General features: G+C 73.2%; 22 protein-coding genes. 10 read left to right on the top strand and 12 right to left on the bottom strand.

What is annotated here, in order from left to right; all coding sequences use genetic code 11:
• Positions 1–40 precede the first annotated feature (40 nt).
• Positions 41–1096, top strand: coding sequence for a phosphotransferase (locus tag E4198_RS12355; RefSeq protein ID WP_136183194.1), 1056 nt, complete (start codon positions 41–43; stop codon positions 1094–1096).
• 37 nt (positions 1097–1133) lie between these two features.
• Here the strand turns inward: E4198_RS12355 and E4198_RS12350 are convergent, their stop codons facing one another.
• On the bottom strand, positions 1134–1802 hold the full coding sequence (locus E4198_RS12350) for a response regulator transcription factor (RefSeq protein WP_136183193.1): 669 nt from the start codon (positions 1800–1802) through the stop codon (positions 1134–1136).
• A gap of 343 nt (positions 1803–2145) precedes the next feature.
• Here E4198_RS12350 and pdhA point away from each other — a divergent pair, with 343 nt between their 5' ends.
• From pdhA to E4198_RS12330, 4 genes are all read left to right on the top strand, one after another.
• On the top strand, positions 2146–3342 hold the full coding sequence (gene pdhA, locus E4198_RS12345; RefSeq protein ID WP_027765431.1) for a pyruvate dehydrogenase (acetyl-transferring) E1 component subunit alpha: 1197 nt from the start codon (positions 2146–2148) through the stop codon (positions 3340–3342).
• Between the two features lies 1 nt (position 3343).
• Positions 3344–4324: an alpha-ketoacid dehydrogenase subunit beta gene (locus tag E4198_RS12340; protein WP_136183192.1), complete on the top strand. Its 981-nt coding sequence runs from the start codon at positions 3344–3346 to the stop codon at positions 4322–4324.
• Between the two features lie 21 nt (positions 4325–4345).
• Complete coding sequence (locus E4198_RS12335) at positions 4346–5860, top strand: dihydrolipoamide acetyltransferase family protein (protein WP_136183191.1); 1515 nt, start codon at positions 4346–4348, stop codon at positions 5858–5860.
• A gap of 225 nt (positions 5861–6085) precedes the next feature.
• A complete protein-coding gene (locus E4198_RS12330; RefSeq protein ID WP_136185341.1) occupies positions 6086–7300 on the top strand; it encodes an FAD-dependent monooxygenase in 1215 nt (404 codons plus the stop codon).
• Here E4198_RS12330 and E4198_RS12325 read toward each other — a convergent pair.
• From E4198_RS12325 to E4198_RS12300, 6 genes are read right to left on the bottom strand one after another with little or no spacing between them, the layout of a single operon-like run.
• Entirely contained in the window at positions 7263–8075 is an 813-nt protein-coding gene (locus tag E4198_RS12325) for an ABC transporter ATP-binding protein (RefSeq protein WP_136183190.1), read from the bottom strand. The genes E4198_RS12330 and E4198_RS12325 overlap by 38 nt on opposite strands.
• 6 nt (positions 8076–8081) lie before the next feature.
• Positions 8082–8915 (bottom strand): ATP-binding cassette domain-containing protein, encoded by an 834-nt coding sequence (locus E4198_RS12320; RefSeq protein WP_136183189.1) that lies wholly within the window; start codon positions 8913–8915, stop codon positions 8082–8084.
• Complete coding sequence (locus E4198_RS12315; RefSeq protein ID WP_136183188.1) at positions 8912–10846, bottom strand: ABC transporter permease; 1935 nt, start codon at positions 10844–10846, stop codon at positions 8912–8914. The genes E4198_RS12320 and E4198_RS12315 overlap by 4 nt, the downstream gene beginning before the upstream one ends.
• A 2-nt stretch (positions 10847–10848) precedes the next feature.
• The gene (locus E4198_RS12310) at positions 10849–12081 is read right to left on the bottom strand and encodes an ABC transporter substrate-binding protein (protein ID WP_136183187.1); all 1233 of its coding nucleotides are present in this window, start codon (positions 12079–12081) and stop codon (positions 10849–10851) included.
• Positions 12082–12115: 34 nt separating this feature from the next.
• Complete coding sequence (locus E4198_RS12305) at positions 12116–12526, bottom strand: roadblock/LC7 domain-containing protein (protein WP_136183186.1); 411 nt, start codon at positions 12524–12526, stop codon at positions 12116–12118.
• A gap of 23 nt (positions 12527–12549) precedes the next feature.
• Entirely contained in the window at positions 12550–14877 is a 2328-nt protein-coding gene (locus E4198_RS12300; protein WP_136183185.1) for a sensor histidine kinase, read from the bottom strand.
• Positions 14878–15365: 488 nt separating this feature from the next.
• Here E4198_RS12300 and E4198_RS12295 point away from each other — a divergent pair, with 488 nt between their 5' ends.
• The 3 genes from E4198_RS12295 (at position 15366) to E4198_RS12285 (ending at position 17785) form a co-directional block, all read left to right on the top strand.
• Positions 15366–15632: a DUF1876 domain-containing protein gene (locus tag E4198_RS12295; RefSeq protein ID WP_027765424.1), complete on the top strand. Its 267-nt coding sequence runs from the start codon at positions 15366–15368 to the stop codon at positions 15630–15632.
• Between the two features lie 168 nt (positions 15633–15800).
• The gene (locus E4198_RS12290; RefSeq protein ID WP_136183184.1) at positions 15801–16475 is read left to right on the top strand and encodes a GntR family transcriptional regulator; all 675 of its coding nucleotides are present in this window, start codon (positions 15801–15803) and stop codon (positions 16473–16475) included.
• 71 nt (positions 16476–16546) lie between these two features.
• On the top strand, positions 16547–17785 hold the full coding sequence (locus E4198_RS12285) for an MFS transporter (protein WP_136185340.1): 1239 nt from the start codon (positions 16547–16549) through the stop codon (positions 17783–17785).
• A 102-nt stretch (positions 17786–17887) separates the two neighbouring features.
• On the opposite strand, the gene E4198_RS12280 is transcribed toward E4198_RS12285, so the two are convergent.
• Positions 17888–18715 carry a maleylpyruvate isomerase family mycothiol-dependent enzyme gene (locus tag E4198_RS12280; protein WP_136183183.1) on the bottom strand — a complete coding sequence of 276 codons (828 nt, stop codon included), beginning with the start codon at positions 18713–18715 and terminating at the stop codon, positions 17888–17890.
• A 91-nt stretch (positions 18716–18806) separates the two neighbouring features.
• On the opposite strand from E4198_RS12280, the gene E4198_RS12275 reads away from it, so the two are divergent.
• Positions 18807–19643 carry a carbon-nitrogen family hydrolase gene (locus tag E4198_RS12275; RefSeq protein ID WP_136185339.1) on the top strand — a complete coding sequence of 279 codons (837 nt, stop codon included), beginning with the start codon at positions 18807–18809 and terminating at the stop codon, positions 19641–19643.
• A 15-nt stretch (positions 19644–19658) separates the two neighbouring features.
• Here E4198_RS12275 and E4198_RS12270 read toward each other — a convergent pair whose 3' ends face one another.
• Entirely contained in the window at positions 19659–20159 is a 501-nt protein-coding gene (locus E4198_RS12270; protein WP_027765419.1) for an LURP-one-related family protein, read from the bottom strand.
• A 937-nt stretch (positions 20160–21096) separates the two neighbouring features.
• The gene (locus E4198_RS12265; RefSeq protein ID WP_281727978.1) at positions 21097–21489 is read right to left on the bottom strand and encodes a transposase family protein; all 393 of its coding nucleotides are present in this window, start codon (positions 21487–21489) and stop codon (positions 21097–21099) included.
• Here E4198_RS12265 and E4198_RS12260 point away from each other — a divergent pair.
• Entirely contained in the window at positions 21488–23344 is a 1857-nt protein-coding gene (locus tag E4198_RS12260) for an NHL domain-containing thioredoxin family protein (protein ID WP_136183182.1), read from the top strand. The two genes, E4198_RS12265 and E4198_RS12260, sit on opposite strands and share 2 nt — an antisense overlap.
• Before the next feature lie 3 nt (positions 23345–23347).
• Here the strand turns inward: E4198_RS12260 and E4198_RS12255 are convergent, their stop codons facing one another.
• Both E4198_RS12255 and E4198_RS12250 read right to left on the bottom strand, forming a co-directional pair.
• Complete coding sequence (locus E4198_RS12255) at positions 23348–23575, bottom strand: membrane protein (RefSeq protein ID WP_027765413.1); 228 nt, start codon at positions 23573–23575, stop codon at positions 23348–23350.
• Positions 23576–23712: 137 nt separating this feature from the next.
• A complete protein-coding gene (locus tag E4198_RS12250; protein ID WP_136183181.1) occupies positions 23713–25023 on the bottom strand; it encodes a M18 family aminopeptidase in 1311 nt (436 codons plus the stop codon).
• Positions 25024–25092: the final 69 nt, after the last annotated feature.

The raw sequence follows: 25092 nt of genomic DNA, 5'->3' as shown, positions 1-25092 counted from the left end.
CGCAGTCAGGCGGTAGCGCACCGTGATCTACGATGCGCGCGTGTCGCCGACGCCCCTCCTCGCACCGCACACCCTCCGGGACCTCGCCGCCCGCTACCGCACCGGCACACCGCTGTCGTGCGCGCCCGTGACGTACGGGCTGCTCAACCGTGGATACCGGGTCGCCGCCACCGGGGGAACCTTCTTCCTCAAGCACCACCTCGACGCCGACCCCGCCGACCCGGCCCCGCTGGAGCGGCGGCACCGCGCCATCGCGTCGCTGGAGGCGGCCGGGCTGCCGGCCGTGCCCCCCGTGGCCGCCCGGGACGGCCGTACGGTTTCCGTCGTGGGCGGGCGCTGCTTCGCGCTGCACCCGTGGGTGGAGGGCCGGCACCTGGACGGCCTCGCGCTGACCGAGGCGCAGTCGCGGCGGCTGGGCGCACTGCTCGGCACCGTGCACACCCGGCTCCAGCAGGTGCTCCCCGCCCAGCGGGAGGCCGCCGCGCCCGAGGCCGCGTCCGCGAGCGCGGACCCGGCCGCGACCCACGCGCTGATCGACGGCCTCCTCACCCGCGTCCACCGCCGCGGCCGGCGGCGCGACGGTTTCGACGAGCTGGCTGAGTACCGGCTGCGGGAGCGGCGCCGGCTGCTGCACCGGTACGCGGACGCCCGTCCCGCCGCCGTACCCGCGGTGGGCTGGGTGCACGGCGACTTCCACCCGCTGAACCTGATCTACGGCGCCGCCCGGCCCCGGGGCCACCGGCGCGGCGGCGAACCCCTCGCGATCGTCGACTGGGACCGGCTGGCCGTCCAGCCCCGCGCGGAGGAGGCGGTCCGGGGCGCGGCGATCTTCTTCCTGCGGCCCGATGGCAGCCTGGACCTGCGGAAGGTGCCTGCCTACGCCCGCGCGTACCGGTACGCGAGCACGGCGCCGCAGGCGGAGCTGGGCGCGGCGGTGCACCGGGTGTGGTGGGAGCGGCTGAACGACTTCTGGATGCTGCGCTGGCGCTACGAGCGGCACGACTCCCGCCCCGACCCGCAGTTCGCCGCCGCCTCCGCCCTGGTCGTCTGGTGGACCCGCCGCTACGCGGCAGTGCACGCGGCCTTCTGCGACTGAAGGCGACGCAGGGGGCTCCGGCGGCCGTCAGTACTGGTCAGTGCTGGTCAGAGCGGGCCCGGAGACGGGCCACGTAGGCCGCCGCCTGCGAGCGGCGTTCCATGCCGAGCTTGGCCAGCAGTCCGGAGACGTAGTTCTTGATCGTCTTCTCCGCCAGATGCAGCCGTTCGCCGATGGCGCGGTTGGTGAGCCCCTCGCCGATCAGGTCCAGGATGCGGCGCTCCTGTTCGGTGAGACGGGCCAGCGGTTCGTCCGATCGGGTGGTGGCGCCTCCGCTGCGCAGCCGGTCCAGGACGCGCTGGGTGGCGACCGGATCGAGCAGCGAGCGGCCCGCGGCCACGTCCCGCACCGCGGTGATCAGCTCGGAGCCGCGGATTCCCTTCAGGACGTATCCGGAGGCGCCCGCCATGATCGCGTTGAACAGGGCCTCGTCGTCGGAGTAGGAGGTGAGCATCAGGCAGCGGACGTGCTCGTCGCGGGACCGGACCTCGCGGCAGACCTCGACGCCGTTGCCGTCGGGGAGGCGTACGTCCAGGACGGCGACGTCCGGGCGGGCGGCGGGGATGCGGGTGAGGGCCTCGGCGGCGGTGCCGGCTTCGCCGACCACCTCGATGTCGTCCTCGGCGGCCAGCATGTCGTGCACTCCGCGTCGTACGACCTCGTGGTCATCCAGCAGGAATACGGTGATTTTTCCCTCTTCGTGCACGCAGCCAGTCTCACACACCGCTGAGGTCCAGTCCTCTGTCGGCTCTTCCCGCCGCCGGGGGGTGCGGGATAACGTGCGCATGTCCCGTGGGCTTGCGAAGCTGTGACCAGTGCTGACCACCACCGGCGATTTGCTTGGACATCCCAGTAAAATCGCAGGTCAGGGGCCTTCGCGCAAATGTGGAGGTGCTGGGTACCTTGTCTTTCGCAGGCAGTCTGACGGGACAGACGTCACCGCTCGGTTCCGTCTGCGCCGCACCCAACCCCGTGCGCCGTATCGGTACCGGGCGAGCCGCACTGGCTGCCCGGCGGATCCCGGGGGCCGGACAGACGGAGGAGCACACGTGACCGTGGAAGGCACTGCCGCGCGCAGCAAGACGCGTCGCAGCGGCGGCACCGCCAAGCGCGCGAGCGCGGCCAAGAAGAAGACGGCCGCCCCCGCGAAGGCCGAGCCGCAGCTCGTACAGCTGCTGACCCCCGAGGGCGAACGGGTCGAGCACCCGGACTACGCCATCGACCTGACCCCCGAGGAGCTGCGCGGGCTCTACCGCGACATGGTGCTGACCCGGCGTTTCGACGCCGAGGCGACCGCACTGCAGCGTCAGGGCGAGCTGGGCCTGTGGGCCTCGCTGCTCGGGCAGGAGGCCGCGCAGATCGGCTCCGCCCGTGCCCTGCACGACGACGACTACGTCTTCCCCACCTACCGCGAGCACGGCGTGGCCTGGTGCCGCGGGGTGCCGCCGGAGAACCTGCTCGGCATGTTCCGCGGCGTGAACAACGGCGGCTGGGACCCGAACAGCAACAACTTCCACCTCTACACCATCGTGATCGGCTCGCAGGCGCTGCACGCCACGGGCTACGCGATGGGCGTGGCCAAGGACGGCGCGGACTCGGCCGTCATCGCCTACTTCGGCGACGGCGCGTCCAGCCAGGGCGACGTGGCGGAGGCGTTCACCTTCTCGGCGGTCTACAACGCCCCGGTGGTGTTCTTCTGCCAGAACAACCAGTGGGCGATCTCCGAGCCCACCGAGCGCCAGTCCCGCGTCCCGATCTACCAGCGCGCGGCCGGCTTCGGCTTCCCGGGCGTCCGGGTGGACGGCAACGACGTGCTGGCCTGCCTGGCCGTGACCAAGGCCGCCGTGGAGCGAGCCCGGTCCGGCGAGGGCCCGATGCTGGTCGAGGCGTTCACCTACCGGATGGGCGCGCACACCACCTCCGACGACCCGACGAAGTACCGCCGGGACGAGGAGCGGGAGGCGTGGGAGGCCAAGGACCCGATCCTCCGGCTGCGCACGTACCTGGAGAAGGAGAAGCTGGCGGACGCGAAGTTCCTCGAGTCGATCGACGAGGAGTCCGACACCATGGCCAAGCGCGTCCGCGAGGCCGTGCGCGCCATGCCCGACCCGGACCCGATGGCGATGTTCGAGCACACCTACGCCGACGGCCACGCGCTGGTCGACGAGGAGCGCGAGCAGTTCGCCCAGTACCTGGCGTCCTTCGCCGACGAGAACGAGAGCGCCGCCGCCGGGGAGGGCAACTGACATGGCCACCACCAAGATGCCCATCGCCAAGGCGCTGAACACCTCGCTCCGCAAGGCGATGGAGGACGACCCGAAGGTCCTCATCATGGGTGAGGACGTCGGCAAGCTCGGCGGCGTCTTCCGCATCACCGACGGCCTCCAGAAGGACTTCGGCGAGGACCGGGTCATCGACACCCCGCTGGCCGAGTCCGGTATCGTCGGCACCGCCATCGGCCTCGCCCTGCGCGGCTACCGCCCGGTGGTCGAGATCCAGTTCGACGGCTTCGTCTTCCCGGCGTACGACCAGATCGTCACGCAGCTCGCGAAGATGCACGCCCGCGCGCTGGGCAAGGTCAAACTGCCGGTCGTCGTCCGCATCCCCTACGCGGGCGGCATCGGCGCCGTGGAGCACCACAGCGAGTCGCCGGAGGCGCTGTTCGCGCACGTCGCCGGCCTCAAGTGCGTCTCCCCGTCGAACGCCTCGGACGCCTACTGGATGATGCAGCAGGCCATCGAGTCCGACGACCCGGTGATCTTCTTCGAGCCGAAGCGCCGGTACTGGGACAAGGGCGACGTCGACACCGAGGCCATTCCCGGCCCGCTGCACGCCGCCCGCGTCGCGCAGCAGGGCACCGACCTCACCCTCGCCGCCTACGGCCCGATGGTGAAGACGTGCCTGGAGGCCGCGCAGGCCGCCGCCGAGGAGGGCAAGTCGCTCGAGGTGGTCGACATGCGCTCGATGTCGCCGGTCGATTTCGACACGATCCAGCAGTCGGTGGAGAAGACCGGCCGCCTGGTCGTGGTGCACGAGGCGCCGGTCTTCCTGGGCACCGGGTCGGAGGTGGCGGCCCGGATCACCGAGCGCTGCTTCTACCACCTGGAGGCCCCGGTGCTGCGCGTCGGCGGCTTCCACGCGCCCTACCCGCCGGCCCGCCTCGAGGACGAGTACCTGCCGAACCTCGACCGGGTGCTCGACGCCGTCGACCGCGCACTGGCGTACTGAGGACCGAGGAGAGTCGTGACGATGACGAGTACGCAGGCCAGGTTCCGTGAGTTCAAGATGCCCGACGTGGGCGAGGGACTCACCGAGGCCGAGATCCTCAAGTGGTACGTCCAGCCCGGTGACGCCGTCACCGACGGGCAGGTCGTGTGCGAGGTGGAGACCGCCAAGGCCGCCGTCGAGCTGCCCATCCCGTTCGACGGCGCCGTGGCCGACCTGCGCTTCGACGAGGGCACCACGGTCGATGTCGGCACGGTGATCATCACCGTCGACACCGATCCCTCGGCCGGCCCCGCGGAGGGCGCCGCGCCCGCACCCGCGGCCGAGCCCGCGCCCGCGCCCGCAGCCGAGCCCGCGGCCGAGCCGGAGGCGGGCGGCGACGAGGGCGAGGGCGGCAAGCGCCAGCCGGTGCTGGTCGGATACGGCGTGTCCGCCGGCTCCACCAAGCGGCGCGCCCGCAAGCCGCAGCCGGGGCAGCCGGCCGTTCCGGACGCCGCCGGGCCGGCCGCCGCGCAGGAGGCCCTCCAGGGCGAGTTCAACGGCACGGTGAGCACCGCGCCGTCCCCGGGCACCGCGCTGAACGGCGACAGTGCCACGCTGGCGCGCAACGGGTCCGCGCCGGTGGCCACCACGGCCGAGGGCCGCCCGCTGGCCAAGCCGCCCGTGCGCAAGCTGGCCAAGGACCTCGGCGTCGACCTGGCGACCGTGACCCCGACCGGCGAGGGCGGGATCATCACCCGCGAGGACGTGCACGCCGCCGTCGCCGCGCCCCCCGCCCCTGCCGAACCGGCCGCCGCGCCGCAGGCGGCGCCGCCTGCCGCACCGGTCGAGGCCGGCGCCCGCGAGACCCGCATCCCGGTCAAGGGCGTGCGGAAGGCCACCGCCGCCGCGATGGTAGGCAGCGCCTTCACCGCGCCGCACGTCACCGAGTTCGTGCAGGTGGACGTCACCCGCACGATGAAGCTGGTGCAGGAGCTCAAGCAGGACCCGGACATGGCCGGAGTGCGGGTCAACCCGCTGCTCATGGTCGCCCGAGCCCTGCTGCTGGCCATCCGGCGCAACCCGGACGTCAACGCCGCCTGGGACGAGGCCAACCAGGAGATCGTGCGCAAGCACTACGTGAACCTGGGGATCGCCGCGGCCACCCCGCGCGGCCTGATCGTGCCGAACATCAAGGACGCGCACGCGAAGACCCTGCCGGAGCTGGCGGGCTCGCTCAGCGAGCTGGTCTCCACCGCGCGCGAGGGCAAGACCGCGCCCGGCGACATGCAGGGCGGCACGGTGACCATCACCAACGTCGGCGTCTTCGGCGTCGACACCGGCACGCCCATCCTCAACCCGGGCGAGTCCGCGATCCTCGCGTTCGGCGCGGTCCGCGACATGCCGTGGGTGCACAAGGGCAAGGTCAAGCCGCGCAAGGTCACGACGCTCGCGCTCTCCTTCGACCACCGCCTGGTCGACGGCGAACTCGGCTCGAAGGTCCTCGCGGACATCGCGGCGGTCCTGGAGCAGCCGAAGCGTCTGATCACCTGGGCCTGACCGCCGGGCCCCCGGCCGGATCGCCCGGCTCCGCACCGCCCGCCGCCACCGCACCGGTGGCGGCGGGCGGCCGTGCGCGGGGCGCCTGCTCGTCGCCGGCACAACCCGGCGGGAGCCCAGCGAGCAGTGAACTCGCCCCGGTGGCTGTACAGTTGGCGCCCGCGTTCGGTCGCACGTCCACCGTCGCCGGTCGGACGGAAGTGTCGGGAAGGAGAGCCGGGGATGGTGTCGGGAGGGACCGTTGCCGTGGTCGGCGGCAGCATCGCGGGGTGCGCGGCGGCGGGAGCGCTGCTGCGCGGCGGAGCGGCACGGGTGACCGTGTTCGAGCGGGCGGACGGCCGGCTCCGCGACCGGGGCGTCGGCATCGCCCAGCACGCCGACCGCTTCGACGAACTGGAGGCCGCCGGCTACGTCTCCGCACGCATCGCGCACGTGCCGCTGGCCCGACGGGTGTGGCGGGTGCGCGACGGCGACGCCCCGCACGGCCGGACGCTGGCCGTCCACCCCTTCCCCTTCCGCGCGTACACCTGGGGGGCCCTCTGGGCCGGGCTGCGGGAACGGGTACCGGACGGGGTGACGTACCGCACCGGCAGCACGGTCGTCGGCGCGGAGACCCGCTCCGACGCCGTACGGCTGCGCTGCACCGACGGGACCGTCGCCGCGTTCGACGCGGTCGTGGGCGCCGACGGATACCGCTCCGTGGTCCGCGACGCGATGTTCCCCACGCTCCGGCCCGCGTACGCCGGTTACGTCGGATGGCGCGGCACCGCGACCATCGAGCCCGACGGCGCCCCTGCCCCCGACGAGGCGTGCACGGTGGTCTTCCCCGGCGGCCACTGCATGATCTACCCGGTGCCGGACGGGTCGGGCGGCCGGCACTTCAACTGGGTGCTCTACACCGCGCCTTCCGCCGCGTTCCAATCCGGCCTGGACCAGCCGACCTCCCTCCCGCCGGGCCGGCTCGCCGCTGAGGTCGCGGAGCACCTGCGGGGGCTGGTCGCGGAGCACTTCCCGCCCTACTGGGCCCGCGTCCTGCTGAGCACACCGGCAGCGAAGACCCTCGTGCAGCCGATCTACGACCTGGAGGTCCCCCACTACGGAGTCGGGCGGCTGCTGCTCGCCGGGGACGCCGCCACCGTCGCCCGGCCGCACACCGGCGGGGGCAGCGTGAAGGCCCTCCAGGACGCGGTGGCCCTGGAGCGGGCGCTGTCGTCGTCCGGCGGGAGCACGGGCGGGGCCGTCGCCGCGTACGACGAGGACCGCCGCGGCGTCGGCGCGGACATGGTCGCGCTCGGCCGCCGCCTGGGCGCGGCGCAGGTCGAGGCCACCCCGGACTGGACCGCGCTGGACGAGACGGGCTTCGCCGACTGGTGGCGGGACCAGCACGGGGGATCCGACCGGCTCAGCGGCTTCGGGGGTCACGCCCTGCGGGGTCGCTGACCAGCTCCGCACCCCCGTCAGCACAGGTGTCCGCACCTGCGATCGTCCCGCTGCCCGGGGCGGCCAGGTCCAGGGCCCGGTGCAGCACGCCGGGGTCCGCCCGGACCTCCGCGCCGCCGAACCGTCCCGTGACCCGCCCGGAGGTCAGCACGGACACCGTCCGGGCGCACGAAGCCGCGAACCCCGGGCTGGGGGAGACCAGCAGCACCGTCATCCCGTCGTCCTCGGCGAGGGTCGTGACCAGTCGCTGCACGAGGCCGGTGAGCGCCGGGGAGAGCCCTTCGGTGGGTTCGTCCAGCAGCAGTACCCGGGGTGACCCGAGGAGAGCGCGGGCCAGCGCGAGCATCTGCTGTTCGCCGCCGGAGAGGGTTGCGGCCCGCTGCCGGAGCCGTCCGGCGAGCGGCGGCAACAGGTCCAGCACGCGCCCCGTGGTCCACACCGCTCCTGCCGGTACGGAGTGCCGTGGACGGCGCTCGGCGAGGCGCAGGTGCTCGGCGACGGTGAGGCGGCGGAAGACCCGTCGGCCCTGCGGCACCAGGCCGATGCCCGCCCGGGCGATCCGGTGCGCGGGGCGGCCCGTCAGGTCGTCGCCCGCCAGGCGCACGGAACCGGCGGCGCAGGGCAGCAGGCCGGCCACGGCGTGCACGAGGGTGGTCTTCCCCGCGCCGTTGTGGCCCACCACGGCATGCACCGTGCCGGTGGCCACGGTGAGGTCGACGCCGTGCACGACGGTGCCGCCGTCGTAGCCCGCGGTGACACCCGTCAGGTCGAGCATGCGGCCTCAGCCGTCCTTCCGTACCGCGTCGTCGAGCGTCCCCGGTTCCCCGTCCCCCTTGGCCGGGGAGGTGCCCAGGTAGACCCTGCGCACCTCGGGGTGGCGCAGCACCTCCGCCGTGGGTCCGGCGACCACTTCCCGGCCGGAGGCCAGGACGGTCGCGGTGCCGGTGAGGCGGGCGACGACCTCCGTGTGGTGCTCGACCAGGAGCACGGCCACGTCCGGGGGCAGGGCGCCGAGGACGTCGAGCAGCCGGCCGATGTCCTCGTCGGTCAGGCCCGCGGCGGGTTCGTCGAGTAGCAGCAGCCGCGGCTGCGCCGCGAGGGCGCAGGCCAGGTCGAGCAGCCGGCGCTGCCCGTGGGAGAGGGCGCCGGCCGGCAGCTGATCCGTGCCGGCCAGCCCCACGGCGTCGAGGTGGGCGCGTGCGGCGTCGGCGAGCCGCCGTCGGCGCACCGGTCGCCGCCAGGCGGCGCTCCGCTGCGGATGGTGCCGCCACAGCGCGAGCACCACGTTGTCCAGCACGGCCGCCCCGTCCACGGCGTGCGGCTGCTGGAAGCTGCGCGCGATCCCCAGGGCGCTGCGCCGAGCCGGGCGCTTGCGGGTGATGTCCGTGCCGTTCAGTTCGATGCGGCCGCCGTCCGGACGTTCCGTCCCGGCGATGAGGCCGAGCAGCGTGGTCTTGCCCGCGCCGTTCGGGCCGATGAGGGCGTGCCGTGCACCGGCCGCCAGGCGCAGGGACACGTCGTCCACGGCCGTGAGCTGGCCGTAGCGGCGGGTCAGGCCGGTCGCGGTCAGCACCGGCGCGGGGATGGGGGGTTCCGTCCCGGGAGGTTCTGTCACGACGTCGCCTTTCGTGCGGGTGCGCCGGGGCTCCGGGCGGCGAAGAGGCCCGGCAGGCCACGGGGCAGGAGGTAGACCGTGACGACGAACAGCACGCCCAGCAGGGCGGGTCCGTAGCCGGGCCAGATGCCGGACAGCCAGTCGCGGGTCGCCACGATGAGACCGGCACCGAACACGGCCCCGACCACGGAGACGGTGCCGCCGACGACCGCCGCGAGCAGCGCGAAGGCGGCGATCTCGAAGCCCACGTCGGCCGGGGACACGTACTGCCTGCCGGTGACCAGGAGGCTGCCGGCGACACCGGCGAGGGCGCCCGCGCCGACGTGGGCGGCCGTCAGGTAGCGGTCCACCGGGTGCCCGGAGGCGCGCATCCGGGCCTCCGCCGCGCGGCTGCCCGTCAGGAGCATGCCGGCCGGTGAGCGCAGCACGATCAGCGTCACGGCCAGGGCGCACGCGGCGACGGCGAGGGTGTACCAGTAGACGGTGGCCTCGTTCTCGGGAGCCCCCGCGCCCCACCAGACCTCGGTCGAGGGGAAGCCGACGAGCCCGTCGGTGCCGCCGGTGACGGAGGTCAGGCCGCCGACGGCGGTGTGCGTCAGTTCGCCGATCGCGAGGGTGATCATCAGCACCGTGGTGCCGCGGGCCCGGATCACGGCCGGGCCGACGACGAGGGCGAACAGCGCGGCCGCCGTCGCGGCGACCGCCACCTGGACGGGCCCGACCGTCCAGCCGGCGTCCGCCAGCAGGGCCGTGGCGTAGGCCCCTACGGCGAAGGGCGCCGTCTGACCGAGGGTGGGCAGGCCCGCCCAGCCGGTCAGCACGGTGACGCTCGCCGCGAGCAGCCCGAGCGCCAGCGCGTGCCCCGCGAGCGAGAGGCTGTAGTCGTCGAGCAGCCACGGGAGGGCGCCCAGCGCGGCGGAGAGGGCGAGGAGCCCGGTCGCCCGCTGCGCAGGCGGCGCGGGACGGGTGAGGCGCCGGAGCCCCCGGGGCAGCCCGCCGGGCCTGCGGAACCGTTCCCGCACGGCCTTTCGGACCCGCCCGGTGGCGGCGGGCACGGGGGCCGGGGGCGGCTCGGCCACCGCGGAGCGGGAGCGCAGCACCAGGACCAGCGCCATGGCCGCGAAGAGCAGGTACGGCGCCAGATCCGGGACGAGGGAGACGCCGAGGGTCTGCACCTGGCCCACCGCCACCGCGGCGAGCAGCGTCTTCCACAGGCTGTCCAGTCCGCCCAGCACCACGACGATCAGGGACAGCATGAGCACGGTGTCCCCGGTCCCCGGGCCGGGGCCGATGATGGGCGCGCCGAGCACCCCGGCGGCCCCGGCCAGCGCCCCGGACACGGTGAGGACGGCCGCATGGACCGTCCGCGGGTTCCGGCCCCCGGCGGCGAGCATGTCCGGGTCGTCGGCGGCCGCTCGCACCGCGGCGCCGGCGCGGGTGCCGCGCAGCACCCAGCTGCCCGCCGCCGCGAGCAGCACGGCCGCGACGATGAAGCCCAGGCGGTACGCGGGATACCGGTGGCCGAGCAGCGACACCGACGTGTTCAGCGCGTCCGGTACGTGCACCGGCTGCTCGTCGGCGCCGAAGACCTCGATGAGCACGTTGCCGCCGATCAGGGCCAGCCCGAAGGTGAGCAGGGCCTGGTCCAGATGGCCGCGGCGGGCCAGCGGGGCGGTGGCGAGGGCCAGCAGCGCCCCCGCGGCGCAGGCGATCGCGGTGCCGGCCGCGAGTCCCGCGGCGAGCCCCGCCCAGCTGCCGTCGCTCAGCGCCGCGCCCGCGTATGCGCCGATGGCGTAGAGCCAGCCGTGCGCGAGGTTCAGCACGCCCGCGGTGCCGAACGCGAGACTGAGGCCGGCCGCGACCACGAACAGCAGCAGGCCGTAGGCGACGCCGTCGAACGCCGGTACCAGGTGGGCGTCGAGCGCTCCCAACGTCAGCTGCCCAGCGTGGCCAGGTCCTGGACCACCACGTTGGCGAGCTGGTCGCCGTCCTTGCGGACCTGGCGCAGGTACCAGGTCTGCACCGGGGCGTGGGTCTTCTCGCCGAACTGCCAGGTGCCCCGCGGGCTCTCGATCTGCCCCAGGTTCCCGATGGCCTTGTTGATGCTCTCCGGGGTCACCTCGCCGCCGTCCTTGGTCAGCTGGGTGATCGCCTTGTCCAGCACCGACGCGGCGTCGTAGGAGGCCATGGCGTAGGTGGTGGGCGCGGCGTCGTGCTCGGCCATCCAGTCGGCGACGAAGGTGCGGTTGGCCTCGTTGTCGAGGTCGGCGGCGTAGTTGAGCACGGAGTGGATGCCTTCGGCGGCGTCGCCCTCGGCGGGCAGCGTGCTGCCCTCCGTCAGGAAGCCGGCAGCGTAGAGCGGCAGGTCGGCGATGTCCGACTGGGCGTACTGCTTGACGAAGTCGACGGCCGCCTTGCCCGCGTAGAAGCAGTACACGGCCTCGGCGTCGGACTGCGCGATGTCGGCGAAGTACGGCATGAAGTTCGTCGTCTTCGGGAACGGCGTCCAGGTCGTCTCGCCGTCCGGGTTGGCGAGTTCGCCGCCGGCTTCGGCGTAGGCCTCGGTGAAGCCGCGCAGTTCGTCGTGGCCACCCTGGTAGTCCGGGCCGATGGCGTACACCGGGCCGTCGATCTCGTCGGCTATGTACCCGGCGATGGCCGCGCCCGGTTCGTCGGAGAGGAAGCTGGTGTGCCAGACGCGGTCGAGGTTCTCGATGCCGGGCCGGGCGTTGGCGCCGATGAACGGGATCTTCTTCCGTTCGACGAGGGGCAGCACGGCGTTCACCGACCCACCGCCCACCACGCCCGTGAGCACGTCGACGCCGTCCTTCTCGATCATCTTCGTGGCGGCCGGCAGCGCGGTGGGCGGGCCGTCCCCCTCGTCGGCGACGACGAGGTCGACCTTCTGCCCGCCGAGTTCGCCGTCGTGGGTGTCCAGGTAGAGCTCGAAGCCGTCCCGCATGTCGGTGCCGACCGACTTGTACGTGCCGGACAGGGCGACGAGCAGCCCCACCTTCAGGGTGCCGTCGCCGGAACCGCCGTCGCCGCTGCATCCGGTGACGGCGGCCAGGGCGAGAACGAGGGACGCCGCCCCGGCTCGTCGGGAGGCCGTTCCGGCTCTGCGGGAGGAGGTGTTCCTGCGGGTGGTGCGGAGTGCGAGACGCATGGGAGTCCTTCGGGGAGGTGTAACGGGTGTGCGGTCACGACGGGCGTGGTGCGTTCACCTCCCGCTGCGCCGGGGTCAGCGCGTCGCCGACCTGGTTGATCAGTTCGGCCATCATGTAGCTGACCTCTCCGATGTCGGCGTCGCGCGTGGTGGTGACCAGGAGCGAGGCGCCGCTGGAGACGGCCATGGAGAACAGGTAGCCGCCCTCCATCGCGGTGAGGCTGTGCTCCACGGGGTCGGTGTGGGTGAGCTGCGCGGCGCCGGACAGCAGGCTGACGAGGCCGGAGCCGACGGCCGCCAGCCGGTCCGCGTCGTCCTTCCCCAGGCCGGTGTACGCGAGTGCCAGGCCGTCCACGGAGACTGCTATGGCACGCGTGACCTCGGGGATTCTGCGGGCGAAGTCGCTGAGCAGCCAGCTCAGGTCGGCGGGGGACACGGCGTTCATGTGCGTGAGGTCTCCGTAACGGGTCAGGTCGGTCGGTGGGGCCGTCGGTGGGTCCGGGGTGCCGCCGTGTCGTCGCCGCGGCGGCCGGTCGTGCTCCGGTCGATGCCCTGGGCGTACGCCGTCAGGACGTCGGCGATCTGCCGGGAGTCGCGCCGGCGGGGTGCGGGCCTGCCGCCCGCGGGCGGGGCGGCGGCTGCGGTGCGCTCGGGGGAGGCGTCCGCACCGGCGTGGTCCTGGTGCCGTCGCGGTCTGCGCACCGGCAGGCCCGCGGCGCTGACGCCGGCGACCGTGTCGGCGGGCCGGCGGGGGGCGGGTTCGGCGTGCGGCGAGGGGCCGGACGCGGGCCGGCCCGACGGGCGATCGTGCCGGGGCGCGGGTTCCTCGCCCCGCGGGTCGCCCAGCGTTCCCCGGCCGCGGGGGGCCGGCCGGGCGGTGGGGGTGAAGACCTCGTCGCTCCCGCCGTTCCGGGGCCCGGTCGTGACCACGGCGGCGGGCAGGGTGACCTCGGCGATGGTGCCGGAGCCCGAGGAGTCCCGGAGTTCGACGACGATGCCGTGTCGTGCCGCCAGTTTGGCCACCACGTGCAGCCCCATGGAACGGACGCCGCCGACGTCGGTCCTCGGGTTGGCGAGTTCGGCGTTCAGCACGGCACGGCGTTCGGCCGGGATGCCGACGCCCTCGTCGACGACGGCCACCACGGCGCGGTCGTACATCCGCCAGACCGCGACGCCGACCTCGGTGTCCGGGGGCGAGAACCGGGTAGCGTTGTCCAGGAGTTCGGCCAGCAGGTGCGCCAGGTCGTGCACCACGCGGGCGGCGATGTGGATGTCGTCGACGGCGCCCACCGAGACCCGTTGGAACTGTTCGGTCTGCTGCGCGGCGGCCACGATCACGCTGGAGCACGGCACGTCGGAGGCGCGCACCCGGCCCTGGCCGTGCCCTGCCAGCACCAGCAGGCTGTTGGTGTTGCGTTCCATCCGGACCGCCAGGTGGTCCAGCGCGAACAGCACCTTCATCCGCTCCGGATCGGATTCGTCGCGCTGCACGGCGTCCAGCTCCGAGACCATCACGCTGGTCAACTGACCGCCGCGGCGGGCGACTCCGACCAGGGTCTCGGCGAATCGTTCGTGCGAGCGGGTGCTCTGCGCCGCGAGGCGGATGGTCTCGTAGTGCACCGCGTTGAAGGCTTCGCCCAGCTCCGCGATCTCGTCGCCGCCGTCGGCGGGCAGCGGACTGCCGTTGCGTTCCGCGACCTTCTCCGGTGTCGTGCCGGCGAGGGCGCCGGGGCTGGAGAGCTCCCGCATGGTCTCCGGCAGGCCGTGATGGGCGACCTCGTGGGCGGCGTTCCGCAGGTCGCGCAGGCGGCGGATCATGACGCGGCCCAGTCGCAGGGCGAAGACCACGGCACCGACCAGGGCCGCGACGACCAGCAGCGCCTCGCCCACGGCCCAGCCGGTGAGCCGGTTCCGTTCCGAGGCCACCGAGTCGAGGAGAGAGTCGTCGACCCGGCTCTCCACCGACCGCAGCAGGTCCAGGCGCTCCGCCGTCGCGCTGCTCCACTCCTTGCCGGAAATGGTGAGTTCCTGCCCGGTCCCGCTCCGTGCCGCCTGGTCCTCGAGCCGGCGCGCGGCGACGGCGCGAGAGCCGGAGAGCCGGCGTTCCAGGAGGGTGCGCCACTCGGCCGGGCCGAGCGTGTACATGCTGCGGACCGCGTCGTCGTAGTCGAGCCGGGTGGCGTCGAAGGTCCGTTTCGACGCCGGGGTGAAACCGCCTCCGGAGAGCGCGCGTAGGACCGTCACCTGCTGCCGCCCCAGGCTCTCGCCGGCACGCGACAGCGAGGCGACGGCGTGGATCCGGTCAGCGATGTCCGTCCGGACCCCCTCCGCCTGCGCGATGCCGTCGCGGTAGGAGACGAGGTCGGCGATGAGGATGCGGTAGCGGAACACCAGGGCCGACAGGGAGCTGCTGCCCGAGCGGGCCTGGGCCCTCAGCGACGGCAGGTCGCTGAGGGCACCGGCGACACGGTCCAGCGCGCCCCGGGCCTTCTCGGGCAGAGCGTCGAGCGCGGCGCGCCGGGCGGAGAAGCGCGCCGCGCTGTCGTCCGTGGCCTCGGCGCGCTTGCGGAACGAGTCTGCTCCCGTGCCGTCGGCGACCAGGACGGTCGCCGCCGACCGTTCCCGCTGGAGGTCGTGGGCGAGGTCGCTCGCGGCCTGCGCCGCGCGCACCATGTCCGTCAGCCGGTGCGCGTCGACCGCCTGGCTGGTGGCGGGGGCGAGCGCCAGTCCGGAGAACGTGACGGTGACGGCCAGCGGGACGCTGACCAGCAGGACGAGGCGTTGGCTGATTCTCACGTCGGGCCCTCTTCCGCAGGGCCGGAGTGATCACGTATGTGTGTCACGCAGCTACCTAGGTCTGGCGGTGAACCGGTGGGGGGTGGTGCGGGGCGGCGCGGTCGTCGTCCGGAAGCGGCGGTGCCGGCCTGCTGTCGCCCGGCCGCGCCGCCGGGCACCGCCGGGGGTGGCCGGAGAGCTGGGAGGAGGCAGGGAATCGCCGTCGTCGGAGCTCCTTCTCGGCGCGCGTGCTGGGGCAGGCCGCACACGGCCAGCGTGCCCGGCGGAGTGCCGCGCATCCGTACCGACCGGATGGGCAATCGTTATCGCACATCAAATCCCCCGGCTGCAAGACGAGTTGGGGTGTTCGCGGAAAACTGGGAATTCACCCGGGGGATTCTGTGCGTTCGGTTGCGGCCGGGCGTGCGGGAGCGGCTCGCGCGAGGGACCATGGAAGCGACGGGCCGAGTCCCGGAACCGTCCGGAGGTCTGCCCCGCGGAGGTGTGTCATGGGTGCGAACTGGAACGTCGAACTGGCACTCGCCGAGGACGGCCGGGACACGCGTTGTCACGCGCGGCTGAGCGGGCGCAACGGCGTGGCGATGGTCGGCGAGGGCGTCGCGCACGCCAACCCCGCCGACGAGAACGTGCCGGCGATCGGCGACGAACTCGCCGCGGCCCGTGCGCTGTCCGACCTCTCCCACCAGCTGCTGAACGCGGCCGCGCGGGACATCGAGTCCCGGACGCACCAGCCCGTCCAGGGTCTGCGCGCCTGACCGCCCTGCTCGCCCCTCCGGCTCACCGGTCGCCCCCCGGCGGCCCTTGCGTCACGCCGCGGGGGTGAATGGGCCTGTGCTCGTCCCGACCGGCCCGGTCCTCCGTGCACTCGTCCCGCCATGCGGACGGCCCGCTACACGCATCCCTGTTGTATCTAAGATGTGCACATGCCCGCGTCCAGCCCGCCCCGCACCGCCGCGACACCCCGGCAGCCCGCCGCCGAGCGGGTCTACGACCACGTCAAACGTGCCGTCCTGGAGCGTCGCTACGAAGGCGGCATGCTGCTCACCGAGGGCGAGCTGGCCGACGCGGTCGGCGTCTCCCGCACCCCCGTCCGCGAGGCCCTGCTGCGCCTGGAGGTCGAAGGGCTGCTCAAGCTCTACCCGAAGAAGGGCGCCCTGGTGCTGCCGGTCTCCGCGCAGGAGATCACCGACGTCGTCGAGACCCGCCTGCTGGTCGAGGAGCACGCCGTCCGCAAGGCCGCCACCGCCACCCCCGCCGGCCTCGTCGCACGGCTGGAGGAGCTGCTCGCCCGCCAGCACGAGCAGGCCGGCGCCGGGCAGCTCGCCGATGTCTCCGTGAGCGACCGCTGCTTCCACGCGGAGATCGTCCGCGCCACCGGCAACGCGATCCTGGTCCGCCTCTACGACCAGCTCCGCGACCGGCAGCTGCGCATGGGCGTTGCCGTGATGCACGCCCATCCCGACCGCATCGCGAAGAACATCACCGAGCACACCGAGATCCTCGAAGCCGTCCGCGCCGGCGACGCGGACGCCGCCGCCGAGGCCGTGCACCGGCACGTGAGCTGGGTCCGCAACCTGGTCCACGGAGACGTCCGGTGAGCCGCTCCTCCCCGCAGCCGCGCGCCGCGCGGCCCGCGCCCGAGCCGCCCGGCGGCCGGCTCGCCGTCGCCATGTGGAGCGTCGCCGTCGCCGTCTACTTCGTCGCCGTCACCTTCCGCACCAGCCTCGGCGTCGCCGCCCTCGACGCCGCCGAACGGTTCGAGGTCAGCGCCTCCGCGCTGTCCACGTTCTCGCTCCTCCAGCTGATGGTCTACGCGGGCATGCAGATACCCGTCGGCCTGCTCGTGGACCGCTGGGGCACCCGCCGCGTGCTGATGCTCGGCGCCGCCCTCTTCACCGCCGGCCAGCTCGGCTTCGCGCTCGCCGAGACCTACCCCGTCGCCCTCGCCTGCCGCGCCCTGCTCGGCTGCGGCGACGCGCTGACGTTCATCAGCGTGCTGCGTCTGGGCACCCGCTGGTTCCCGCCCCGCCGCAGCCCGTTCGTCGGCCAGCTCGCCGGACTCGTCGGCCAGACCGGCAACCTGGTCACCACGCTCGTGCTGGCCCGCGTGCTGAGCGCCTACGGCTGGACCGCCACCTTCGCCGGCAGCGCCGTCGCCGGCGTCGTCGTGCTGGTGCTGGTGCTGCTCCTCCTGCGGGACCATCCCGAAGGCCACGCCCCGGAACCCGTGCCGCACGTCGGTCTCGCCTACGTGCGCCGCCAGACGGCCGCCACCTGGCGCGAACCCGGCACCCGGCTGGGCATGTGGGTGCACTTCACCACGCAGTTCCCGGCCATGGTGTTCCTGCTGCTGTGGGGGATGCCGTTCCTCATCCAGGACCAGGGCCTCGACCGCGCCCACGCCGGCGCGCTGCTCACCCTGGTCGTCTGCAGCAACCTGGTCGTCGGCCTGGCCTACGGCCAGCTCCTCGCACGCCACCACGCCGCCCGCACCCCGCTCGCGCTCGGCACGGTCGCCGCCACCGCCCTGCTGTGGGCCGCCGTGCTGCTTTGGTCCGGGCCCGCGCCCGGCTGGCTGCTGATCACGCTGTGCGTCGTGCTCGGCGCCTGCGGGCCCGCGTCCATGATCGGCTTCGACTTCGCGCGTCCCGCCAACCCGCCCGAGCGGCAGGGCACCGCCTCGGGGATCGTCAACATCGGCGGCTTCACCGCCTCCATGACCACCCTGCTGACCGTCGGCGTGCTCCTCGACCTCACCGGGGACGACTTCCGCATCGCCCTGTCCGGGATCTTCGTGCTCCAGGCCCTCGGCCTCAGCCAGGTCCTGCGCCTGCGTGGCCGTGCCCACCGCAGGGAACGCGAACGCGTCGTCGCCAGCCGCGTCGAAACCGCCCACGTGCCGGTATGACCCGCCGGGGCGTGCCGGGCCGGGGCTCGGCGGGCCCCGGCCTCCCCCAAAAGCGCCGTACGGTGCCCGCGGGGAGCCCGTACGGCGGCGGGGCGCGCGGACCTACGGGGTGACGGCGAAGTGACGCAGGATGCGCTGCGCCAGCTCGGCGTCGCCCTCGATCTTCACGTCCTCGGCGACCTTCTCCGGCCGGGTGCGCCCGCAGGCGAGCCGTACGTAGGTCTCCCAGTCCAGCGACAGCGTCACCGTCGGGCCCAGTGAGACGCTGCCGTCGACCGTGGCCCGCCCCTCCTCGTCGACCCGCACTGTGCGCATGAACTCCACCGGCCCCGACACGTCGAACACCACCGCCGAACCGGTCGGCGCGCCCGCCGCCTTCACCACGCCCGGCAGCCCGGCGACCAGCACGTCACGGGAGACGTGCGCCGCCGCCGAATCCAGGTCGCCCGGCGTGCGCAGCGCCCGCCGGATGTCCTGTTCATGCACCCACACGTCGAAGGCCCGTATCTGCAAAAGCCGTTCGAGGGTGATCGGGTCCTTGCCCGGCAGCACGTGCCGCACCTCGTCGTCCGGCTGCCGCTTCTCGTTGCGCAGCTGCCGGGAGCGGCGGATGACGGTGTACTCCAGCTCGCTGGTCATCTCCGGCGCCGTGTGGTGCCGGCGGATGTCGACCTGCACCTCCATGTGACGGCTCGTCTCGTCCCGTACGTGGTACAGGTCGCGGGGCAGGGAGTGGATCGGGCGAGGGTCGCCGAGCAGTTCGCACTCGATGCCGATGATGTGGGAGACGACGTCACGGACCGACCACCCGGGGCAGTCGGTCCGGCGGTTCCACTCGCCCTCGGCAAGCGGCTGCACCAGTGCGGATATCGCTTCGATGGACTGCGTCCAGGCGTCGACGTAGGGCTGCAGGCTTGGGTGGTCGGTCACGAGGCCCCTCGGGCGGTACGGATGCGTTCGCGGTACGGGTGCTCTCAAGTTACGCTGCGCTCGGGCACCCCGGCAGTGCTTTTGGATGACGATGCTATGCCCTTCCGCCCCTTCCGAAAGAGACGGTGGTACCGTGCACGGCTCCTCGCTCCGCGCCGCGCTGATCCAGCTCCGCGTCGACCCGGACGAACCGGTCGCAGACCGCCGGGAGCGCGCCGCCCGCATGGTGCGTGAGCAGTCCGCCGCCGATCTGGTCGTCCTCCCGGAGGGCTGGCCCGTCGGGGCCTTCTCCTTCGACCGCTTCGAGGACGAGGCCGAGCCCGCCGCCGACGGGCCCACCGCCGCTGCGATGAGCGCCGCCGCCCGCGACGCGGACGTCTGGCTGCACGCCGGCTCCGTGGTCGAACGGGCCCCCGGCGGCGAACTGTTCAACACCTCGCTGGTCTTCGCCCCCGACGGCTCCCTCGCCGCGACGTACCGGAAGATCCACCGCTTCGGCTTCGACCGCGGCGAGGCCACCCTGATGGCCGCCGGCACCGAAACGGTCACCGTCGACCACCCGGCCGCCGTGATCGGCCTCGCCACCTGCTACGACCTGCGGTTCCCCGAACAGTTCCGCAGCCTGGTCGACGCCGGTTCCCGCGTCTTCGTCGTCCCCGCCGGCTGGCCCAGGGCCAGGGCCGGGCACTGGAGCCTGCTGGCCCGCGCTCGCGCCGTGGAGAACCAGGCGTACGTCCTCGCCTGCGGCACCTCCGGCAGCCACGCCGGCGTGCCCATGGCCGGCCGCAGCGCGATCATCGACCCCTGGGGCGAGGTGCTCGCCGAGGCCGAGGACGCCGAGGAGCAGGTGCTCACCGCGACCCTCGATCTCGCCGAGGTCGCCCGCATCCGCGACACCTTCCCGGCCCTCAAGGACCGCGTCCTCTGAGCCCGGCCCGCCCCCTCATTCCAGCGTGCCGTCGTCCTCGGACTCCATCAGGCGGTCCACGCACACCGCGATGGCGATGAGCATCACCGGGTCCGCGTCCGGCTGCTCCACGTCGACGGCGTAGGCGTCGCGGACCCGGAACCACTTGCGGGACACCCGGGCCAGCCGTCGCCCGTCGTGCTCGATGTCGTACTCCTTGCCGACGAGGTCGCCGCGGATCTCCAGCTCCTCCCCCGTGGCCAGCTCCGCGCGGTAGACCTTGCGCATCGGCGTGAAGCGCTTCTCCCGCACGGTCACCATGACCTCGCCGTCCCGCTCCACGCGCATCGTGTCGCGCAGGCTGACCGCCTTCTTCCGCACCACCGCGAGGACGTTCCCCGCACGGTCCTTCAGCTCGAAGGTCTCCCGCAGGCGCAGCGCCTTGCCGTCGACGAGGAAGGCGCGCTCGCCGTCCTCGTCCTCCACCCAGAAGTCCTCGCCGATCCCGAACACGCGTTCCCTGACCAGATACCTCATGCCCGGTGTGTACCCCGTACGTGCGAGGGGCGACCGGCGGACCGGTGCGATACGGCCGAATGGCACCCCTGTCCGTACGGACCACGACGGCTCCGCGCCCGCTCCCGCCGGGCCCGCGTACGTGCCCGGCTGCCCGTCCTGCCCCTGGACCCAGGCCGGCACCGGCAGCAGCGGCCGTCCTCACCCTGCACCCGACCTGCCCAAACCAAGGTCGGAAAGAGCTCAGTCGCACGATACGGCGAAGGAGTTGAACTCGGTGGGCGGAGGGCGCGTACAACAACGACGACAGGGCCTCCCGGCATCGCTCGGTCGGATTCGCATCTCCGAGCTACCGAGAGGCCCTGCCTTCATGCACACACAGCCGGAAGATCACCCGACCAGGAACCCTGTTCGACCGCACGTTCCACATCCGGTTGAGAAACGGCTACTTACACCACCGTGAGTCTGAAGTAGTAGTCGTGGCCATCGATTCCGGCACCCCACTCGCCGGACGACGTTCCACCGTTGAAGCATGCCGTGTACTTCTTTTCGTCGTATCCGGTGTCGGGTCCGATGACAGCACGACGCAGCTGAACAGTCACACTTGTCCCCGACCACGTATGGCATCCGGTGAAGTCCACCTTGTTCGGTCCGGTACCTCCGTCATCCGTCAGTGGATGCGAGGTGAAACCGGCGACTCCATCATCTATGTACGAGAACTTCACGACAGCCCAAGCGGGGCTCGCGAGGGCCAACGGGAGGGTAGAGAGGGAAGCAGCCAATCCGATCCGCTTCCAGGTATTACGGGTTCCGAACTTGCGCACGGTTGTATCTCTCGTTCGGAATCTCGGGCATGCGTGTGCAGCACGAGGTGAATTGAGTGAAGGCCGCATTGGCGGGCATCCCCTGCGCGGGACGTGACTGTACATCAACAGCGGCTACAGGGCGTTTGCCAACCTCAGTTTGCGCAGGTCAGGTCCAGGGTGAGGACGGCCTGGACGAGGCTGGTGATGCGGGTGGTGGAGCATCGCAGCTTGCGCAGGAGGCGCCAGCTCTTGAGGGTGGCCATGGCCTGCTCGACGAGTGCGCGGATCTTCGCGTGTGAGCGGTCCACGGCTTGCTGACCTGCGGACAGCGTCGCCCAGCGTCCCCAGTAGGGCACCCGCATGGCGCCCCCGGCGCCCCGGCAGCCCTTGTCGGCCCAGCACGGCACGTCGACCCCGTTCAGTGCGTCGATGATGACGTGGGTGCTGAGCAGCGCACAGAAGCCATCGTGCAGCTTCGCAGTGAGGGGCGTCTTCGCACGGTTGCTGGGCCAAGGGTCGTTCGCGGTCTGAGAGGCTGGACGCATGAGCCGACGACCACGCGTGCGCGCCCCTGAGCTGCAAGGACGGGCATGGATCAACACTGGCGGCAAGTCCCTGTCTCTAGCGGACTTGCGTGGTAAGTGCTGTGTCCTGGACTTCTGGACGTTCTGCTGCATCAACTGCCTGCACGTGCTGGACGAACTGCGGGAGCTGGAGGAGCGGCACGCCGACACCCTGGTGATCGTCGGCGTCCACTCGCCGAAGTTCGTGCACGAGGCCGAGCACCAGGCCGTCGTGGACGCCGTCGAGCGGTACGGGGTGCACCACCCCGTGCTGGACGACCCGGAGCTCGCCACCTGGAAGCAGTACGCCGTGCGCGCCTGGCCGACGCTGGTCGTGATCGACCCCGAGGGGTACGTCGTCGCCCAGCACGCGGGCGAGGGGCACGCGCACGCGCTGGAGACGCTGGTGAGCGAGCTGGAGGCGGCACACGCCGCGAAGGGCACCCTGCGCCGGGGCGAGGGCCCGTACGTGCCGCCGGAGCCCGAGCCCACCGACCTGCGCTTCCCCGGCAAGGCGGTACGGCTGCCCGGCAGCGGGCACTTCCTCGTCTCCGACACGACCCGCCACCAGCTTGTCGAGCTGGACGCCGACGGCGAGACCGTCGTCCGCCGGATCGGCAGCGGCGAGCGGGGACTGGCCGACGGGCCGGCGGAGACGGCACGGTTCAGCGAGCCGCAGGGCCTCCTCGTCCTCCCCTCGGCGGACGGGGACGGGCCTGACGGCCTGCTCCTGGTCGCCGACACGGTCAACCACGCGCTGCGCACCTACGACCCCGCCACGGGCGGGGTCGCGACCGTCGCGGGCACCGGGACGCAGTGGTGGCAGGGCTCCCCGACCGACGGCGCCGCCCGCGAGGTGGCGCTCTCCTCGCCGTGGGACCTGGCCTGGTTCGAGGACCGGGTGTGGATCGCGATGGCGGGCGTCCACCAGCTGTGGACGTACGACCCGTCGGAGGGCACCGTCGGAGTGGCCGCCGGCACCACGAACGAGGGCCTGGTCGACGGCCCGGCCCGGGAGGCGTGGTTCGCGCAGCCGTCCGGTCTGTCCGCCTCCGACGGCCAGCTCTGGGTCGCGGACTCCGAGACCTCCGCAGTGCGCGGGGTGACCCGCGACGAGGACGGCGACCTGGTGGTCCGTACGGCCGTCGGTACCGGCCTGTTCGACTTCGGACACCGCGACGGCGACGCCGGACAGGCCCTGCTTCAGCACCCGTTGGGCGTCACCGCGCTCGCGGACGGTTCGGTGGCGGTGGCCGACACCTACAACCACGCGTTGCGCCGCTATGACCCGGCGACGGGCGCGGTCACCACCCTCGCCACCGATTTGCGCGAGCCGTCCGGCGCCGTCCTGGCGGGCGACGACATCGTCGTCGTGGAGTCCGCGCGGCATCGGCTCACGCGGCTCCGGCTGCCGGAGGAGGCCGTGCGGGTCGACGCCGTGGCCCACCGCACGCAGCGCACGGCGACCGAGGTGGCACCGGGGAAGCTGCGGCTCGACGTGGTCTTCCAGGCCCCCGCCGGGCAGAAGCTGGACGAGCGCTACGGCCCCTCGACACGCCTCCAGGTCAGCGCGACGCCGCCGGAACTCCTCGCCGGGGGCGGGGGAACGGACACCGAGCTGACCCGCGAGGTGCTGCTCGCGGACGGCGTCGCCGAAGGCGTGCTGCACGTCTCTGCGACGGCCGCGTCCTGCGACGACGACCCGGCGAACCCCTACCCGGCCTGCCACGTGCACCAGCAGGACTGGGGCGTCCCGGTCCGCGTCACGGACGCGGGGACGTCCCGCCTCCCGCTGGTGCTGGCCGGCCTGGACCCGCAGGGCGGGGCCGGGGCGTGAAGGTCACTCCCAGTGGTGCCGGTTGTCCTCCACCGACACGGGTGCCGCCGGCGAGGGCGGCTGCGTCTTGCGGCGCTTGAAGATGCTCACGTAGACCGAGAGGCCGAGCAGGCCGACGGCCATGAGGACGATGCCGACGACGTCCACGTTGACGCCCTGAAGGTCCCAGTCGACGGCCAGGGTCAGGATGGCGCCCACTGCCAGCATGACGATGCACACGACAATGCCCATGAGTGCTCCTCCGTTCTGCAGTCGGTGCCGAGGTGTCCCCTCGGGTACCCGCCTCGGTGACATGCAATCAACACGAGTCGCCCGCCGCGCGGTTCGGGCCCCCGTGCGGGCCCCGGCTCCGCCCCGCCCGCCGGTGCCTACTCCGCGAGGAACGCGGCGAGCGCCGAGGCGAGCAGGTGCGGGTCCTCGGACCCGCACAGCTCGCGCGCGCTGTGCATGGACAGGATCGCCACGCCGATGTCGACCGTCGCGATCCCGTGCCGCGCCGCCGTGATCGGACCGATCGTCGTCCCGCACGGCATCGCGTTGTTGGACACGAACGTCTGCCACGGCACCCCGGCCCGTTCGCACGCGGCGGCGAACACCGCGCGGCCGGTGCCGTCCGTGGCGTACCGCTGGTTGACGTTGACCTTCAGGATGGGCCCGCCGTTGGGCATCGGGTGGTGCCCCGGCTCGTGCCGCTCCACGTAGTTGGGGTGCACGGCGTGGCCGGTGTCGGAGGAGAGGCACACCGTGCCCGCGTAGGCGCGCGCCCGGTCCTCGTACGTGCCGCCGCGCGCGAACACCGAACGCTCCAGCACGCTGCCGAGCAGCGGCCCGTCGGCGCCGGTGTCGGACTGGCTGCCGTTCTCCTCGTGGTCGAACGCCGCGAGCACCGGGATGTGCTGCAGGCCGCCCTCGGCCGCGACCGCGGCGAGCGCCGCCGCGCCCGCGTGCACGGACAGCAGGTTGTCCATCCGGGGGCCGGCGAGGAGTTCGCGGTCGGCCCCGAGGTAGGCGGGGGCCTCGACGCTGTGCACCATCAGGTCCCAGCCGGTGACGTCCGCGGCGGGCAGGCCGGCCTCGTCCGCGAGGAAGGCCATCAGGTCGCCCTCCCGGGGCGTCCCCAGGCCCCAGACCGGGGTCATGTGGCGCTGCTTGTCGAGCTTGAGGCCCTCGTTGACCTGCCGGTCGAGGTGGATGGCGAGCTGCGGGACGCGCAGCAGGGGCCGGTCGACGTTCACCAGGCGGGTGGAGCCGTCGCGCAGCGTCAGCCGGCCGGCGATGCCCAGGTCGCGGTCGAGCCAGGTGTTGAGCAGCGTGCCGCCGTAGATCTCGACGGCGACCTGGCGCCAGCCGTTCGCGCCGGTGTCGGGCAGCGGCTTGACCCGCAGGTTGGGGGAGTCGGTGTGCGCGCCCACGATGCGGTACGGGGTGGCCGGGGTCGCGTCCTGAGGCACGTACCAGGCGATGATCGCACCGCCGCGCAGCACGTAGCGGCCCCCCGCCTCGCCGTCCCAGGCGGCCGTCTCCTCGACCTGGCGGAAGCCGGCCTTCTCCAGCATCCGCGCCGCGGAGGCCACGGCGTGGTACGGGGTGGGCGACTGCGCGAGGAAGGCCGTCAGGTCGTCGGTGTGGCCGCTGTCGAAGCGGCGGTTCGTGTGGCTGGTGCGGGGCGCGTTGCTCATGCCGCTCAGCATACGAACGCCGAGGCGTCCGGCTCCCCCCGACCGGGAGCGGGACGCCTCGGCGACGCG

The sequence above is a fragment of the Streptomyces sp. RKND-216 genome, assembly GCF_004795255.1.
GTDB lineage: Bacteria > Actinomycetota > Actinomycetes > Streptomycetales > Streptomycetaceae > Streptomyces > Streptomyces hazeniae.
Note: the sequence above shows the minus strand (reverse complement) of the source record. Positions and strands in the feature narration are given on the sequence as shown.

Coding starts and splice junctions, on each gene's coding strand:
- E4198_RS12340 (WP_136183192.1), top strand. CDS start 3,344: ATGGCCACCACCAAGATGCCCATCGCCAAGGCGCTGAACACCTCGCTC.
- E4198_RS12335 (WP_136183191.1), top strand. CDS start 4,346: ATGACGAGTACGCAGGCCAGGTTCCGTGAGTTCAAGATGCCCGACGTG.
- E4198_RS12325 (WP_136183190.1), bottom strand. CDS start 8,075: ATGCTCGACCTGACGGGTGTCACCGCGGGCTACGACGGCGGCACCGTC.
- E4198_RS12310 (WP_136183187.1), bottom strand. CDS start 12,081: ATGCGTCTCGCACTCCGCACCACCCGCAGGAACACCTCCTCCCGCAGA.
- E4198_RS12305 (WP_136183186.1), bottom strand. CDS start 12,526: ATGAACGCCGTGTCCCCCGCCGACCTGAGCTGGCTGCTCAGCGACTTC.
- E4198_RS12295 (WP_027765424.1), top strand. CDS start 15,366: ATGGGTGCGAACTGGAACGTCGAACTGGCACTCGCCGAGGACGGCCGG.
- E4198_RS12290 (WP_136183184.1), top strand. CDS start 15,801: ATGCCCGCGTCCAGCCCGCCCCGCACCGCCGCGACACCCCGGCAGCCC.
- E4198_RS12285 (WP_136185340.1), top strand. CDS start 16,547: ATGTGGAGCGTCGCCGTCGCCGTCTACTTCGTCGCCGTCACCTTCCGC.
- E4198_RS12275 (WP_136185339.1), top strand. CDS start 18,807: ATGCTATGCCCTTCCGCCCCTTCCGAAAGAGACGGTGGTACCGTGCAC.
- E4198_RS12270 (WP_027765419.1), bottom strand. CDS start 20,159: ATGAGGTATCTGGTCAGGGAACGCGTGTTCGGGATCGGCGAGGACTTC.
- E4198_RS12260 (WP_136183182.1), top strand. CDS start 21,488: ATGAGCCGACGACCACGCGTGCGCGCCCCTGAGCTGCAAGGACGGGCA.
- E4198_RS12265 (WP_281727978.1), bottom strand. CDS start 21,489: ATGCGTCCAGCCTCTCAGACCGCGAACGACCCTTGGCCCAGCAACCGT.
- E4198_RS12255 (WP_027765413.1), bottom strand. CDS start 23,575: ATGGGCATTGTCGTGTGCATCGTCATGCTGGCAGTGGGCGCCATCCTG.
- E4198_RS12250 (WP_136183181.1), bottom strand. CDS start 25,023: ATGAGCAACGCGCCCCGCACCAGCCACACGAACCGCCGCTTCGACAGC.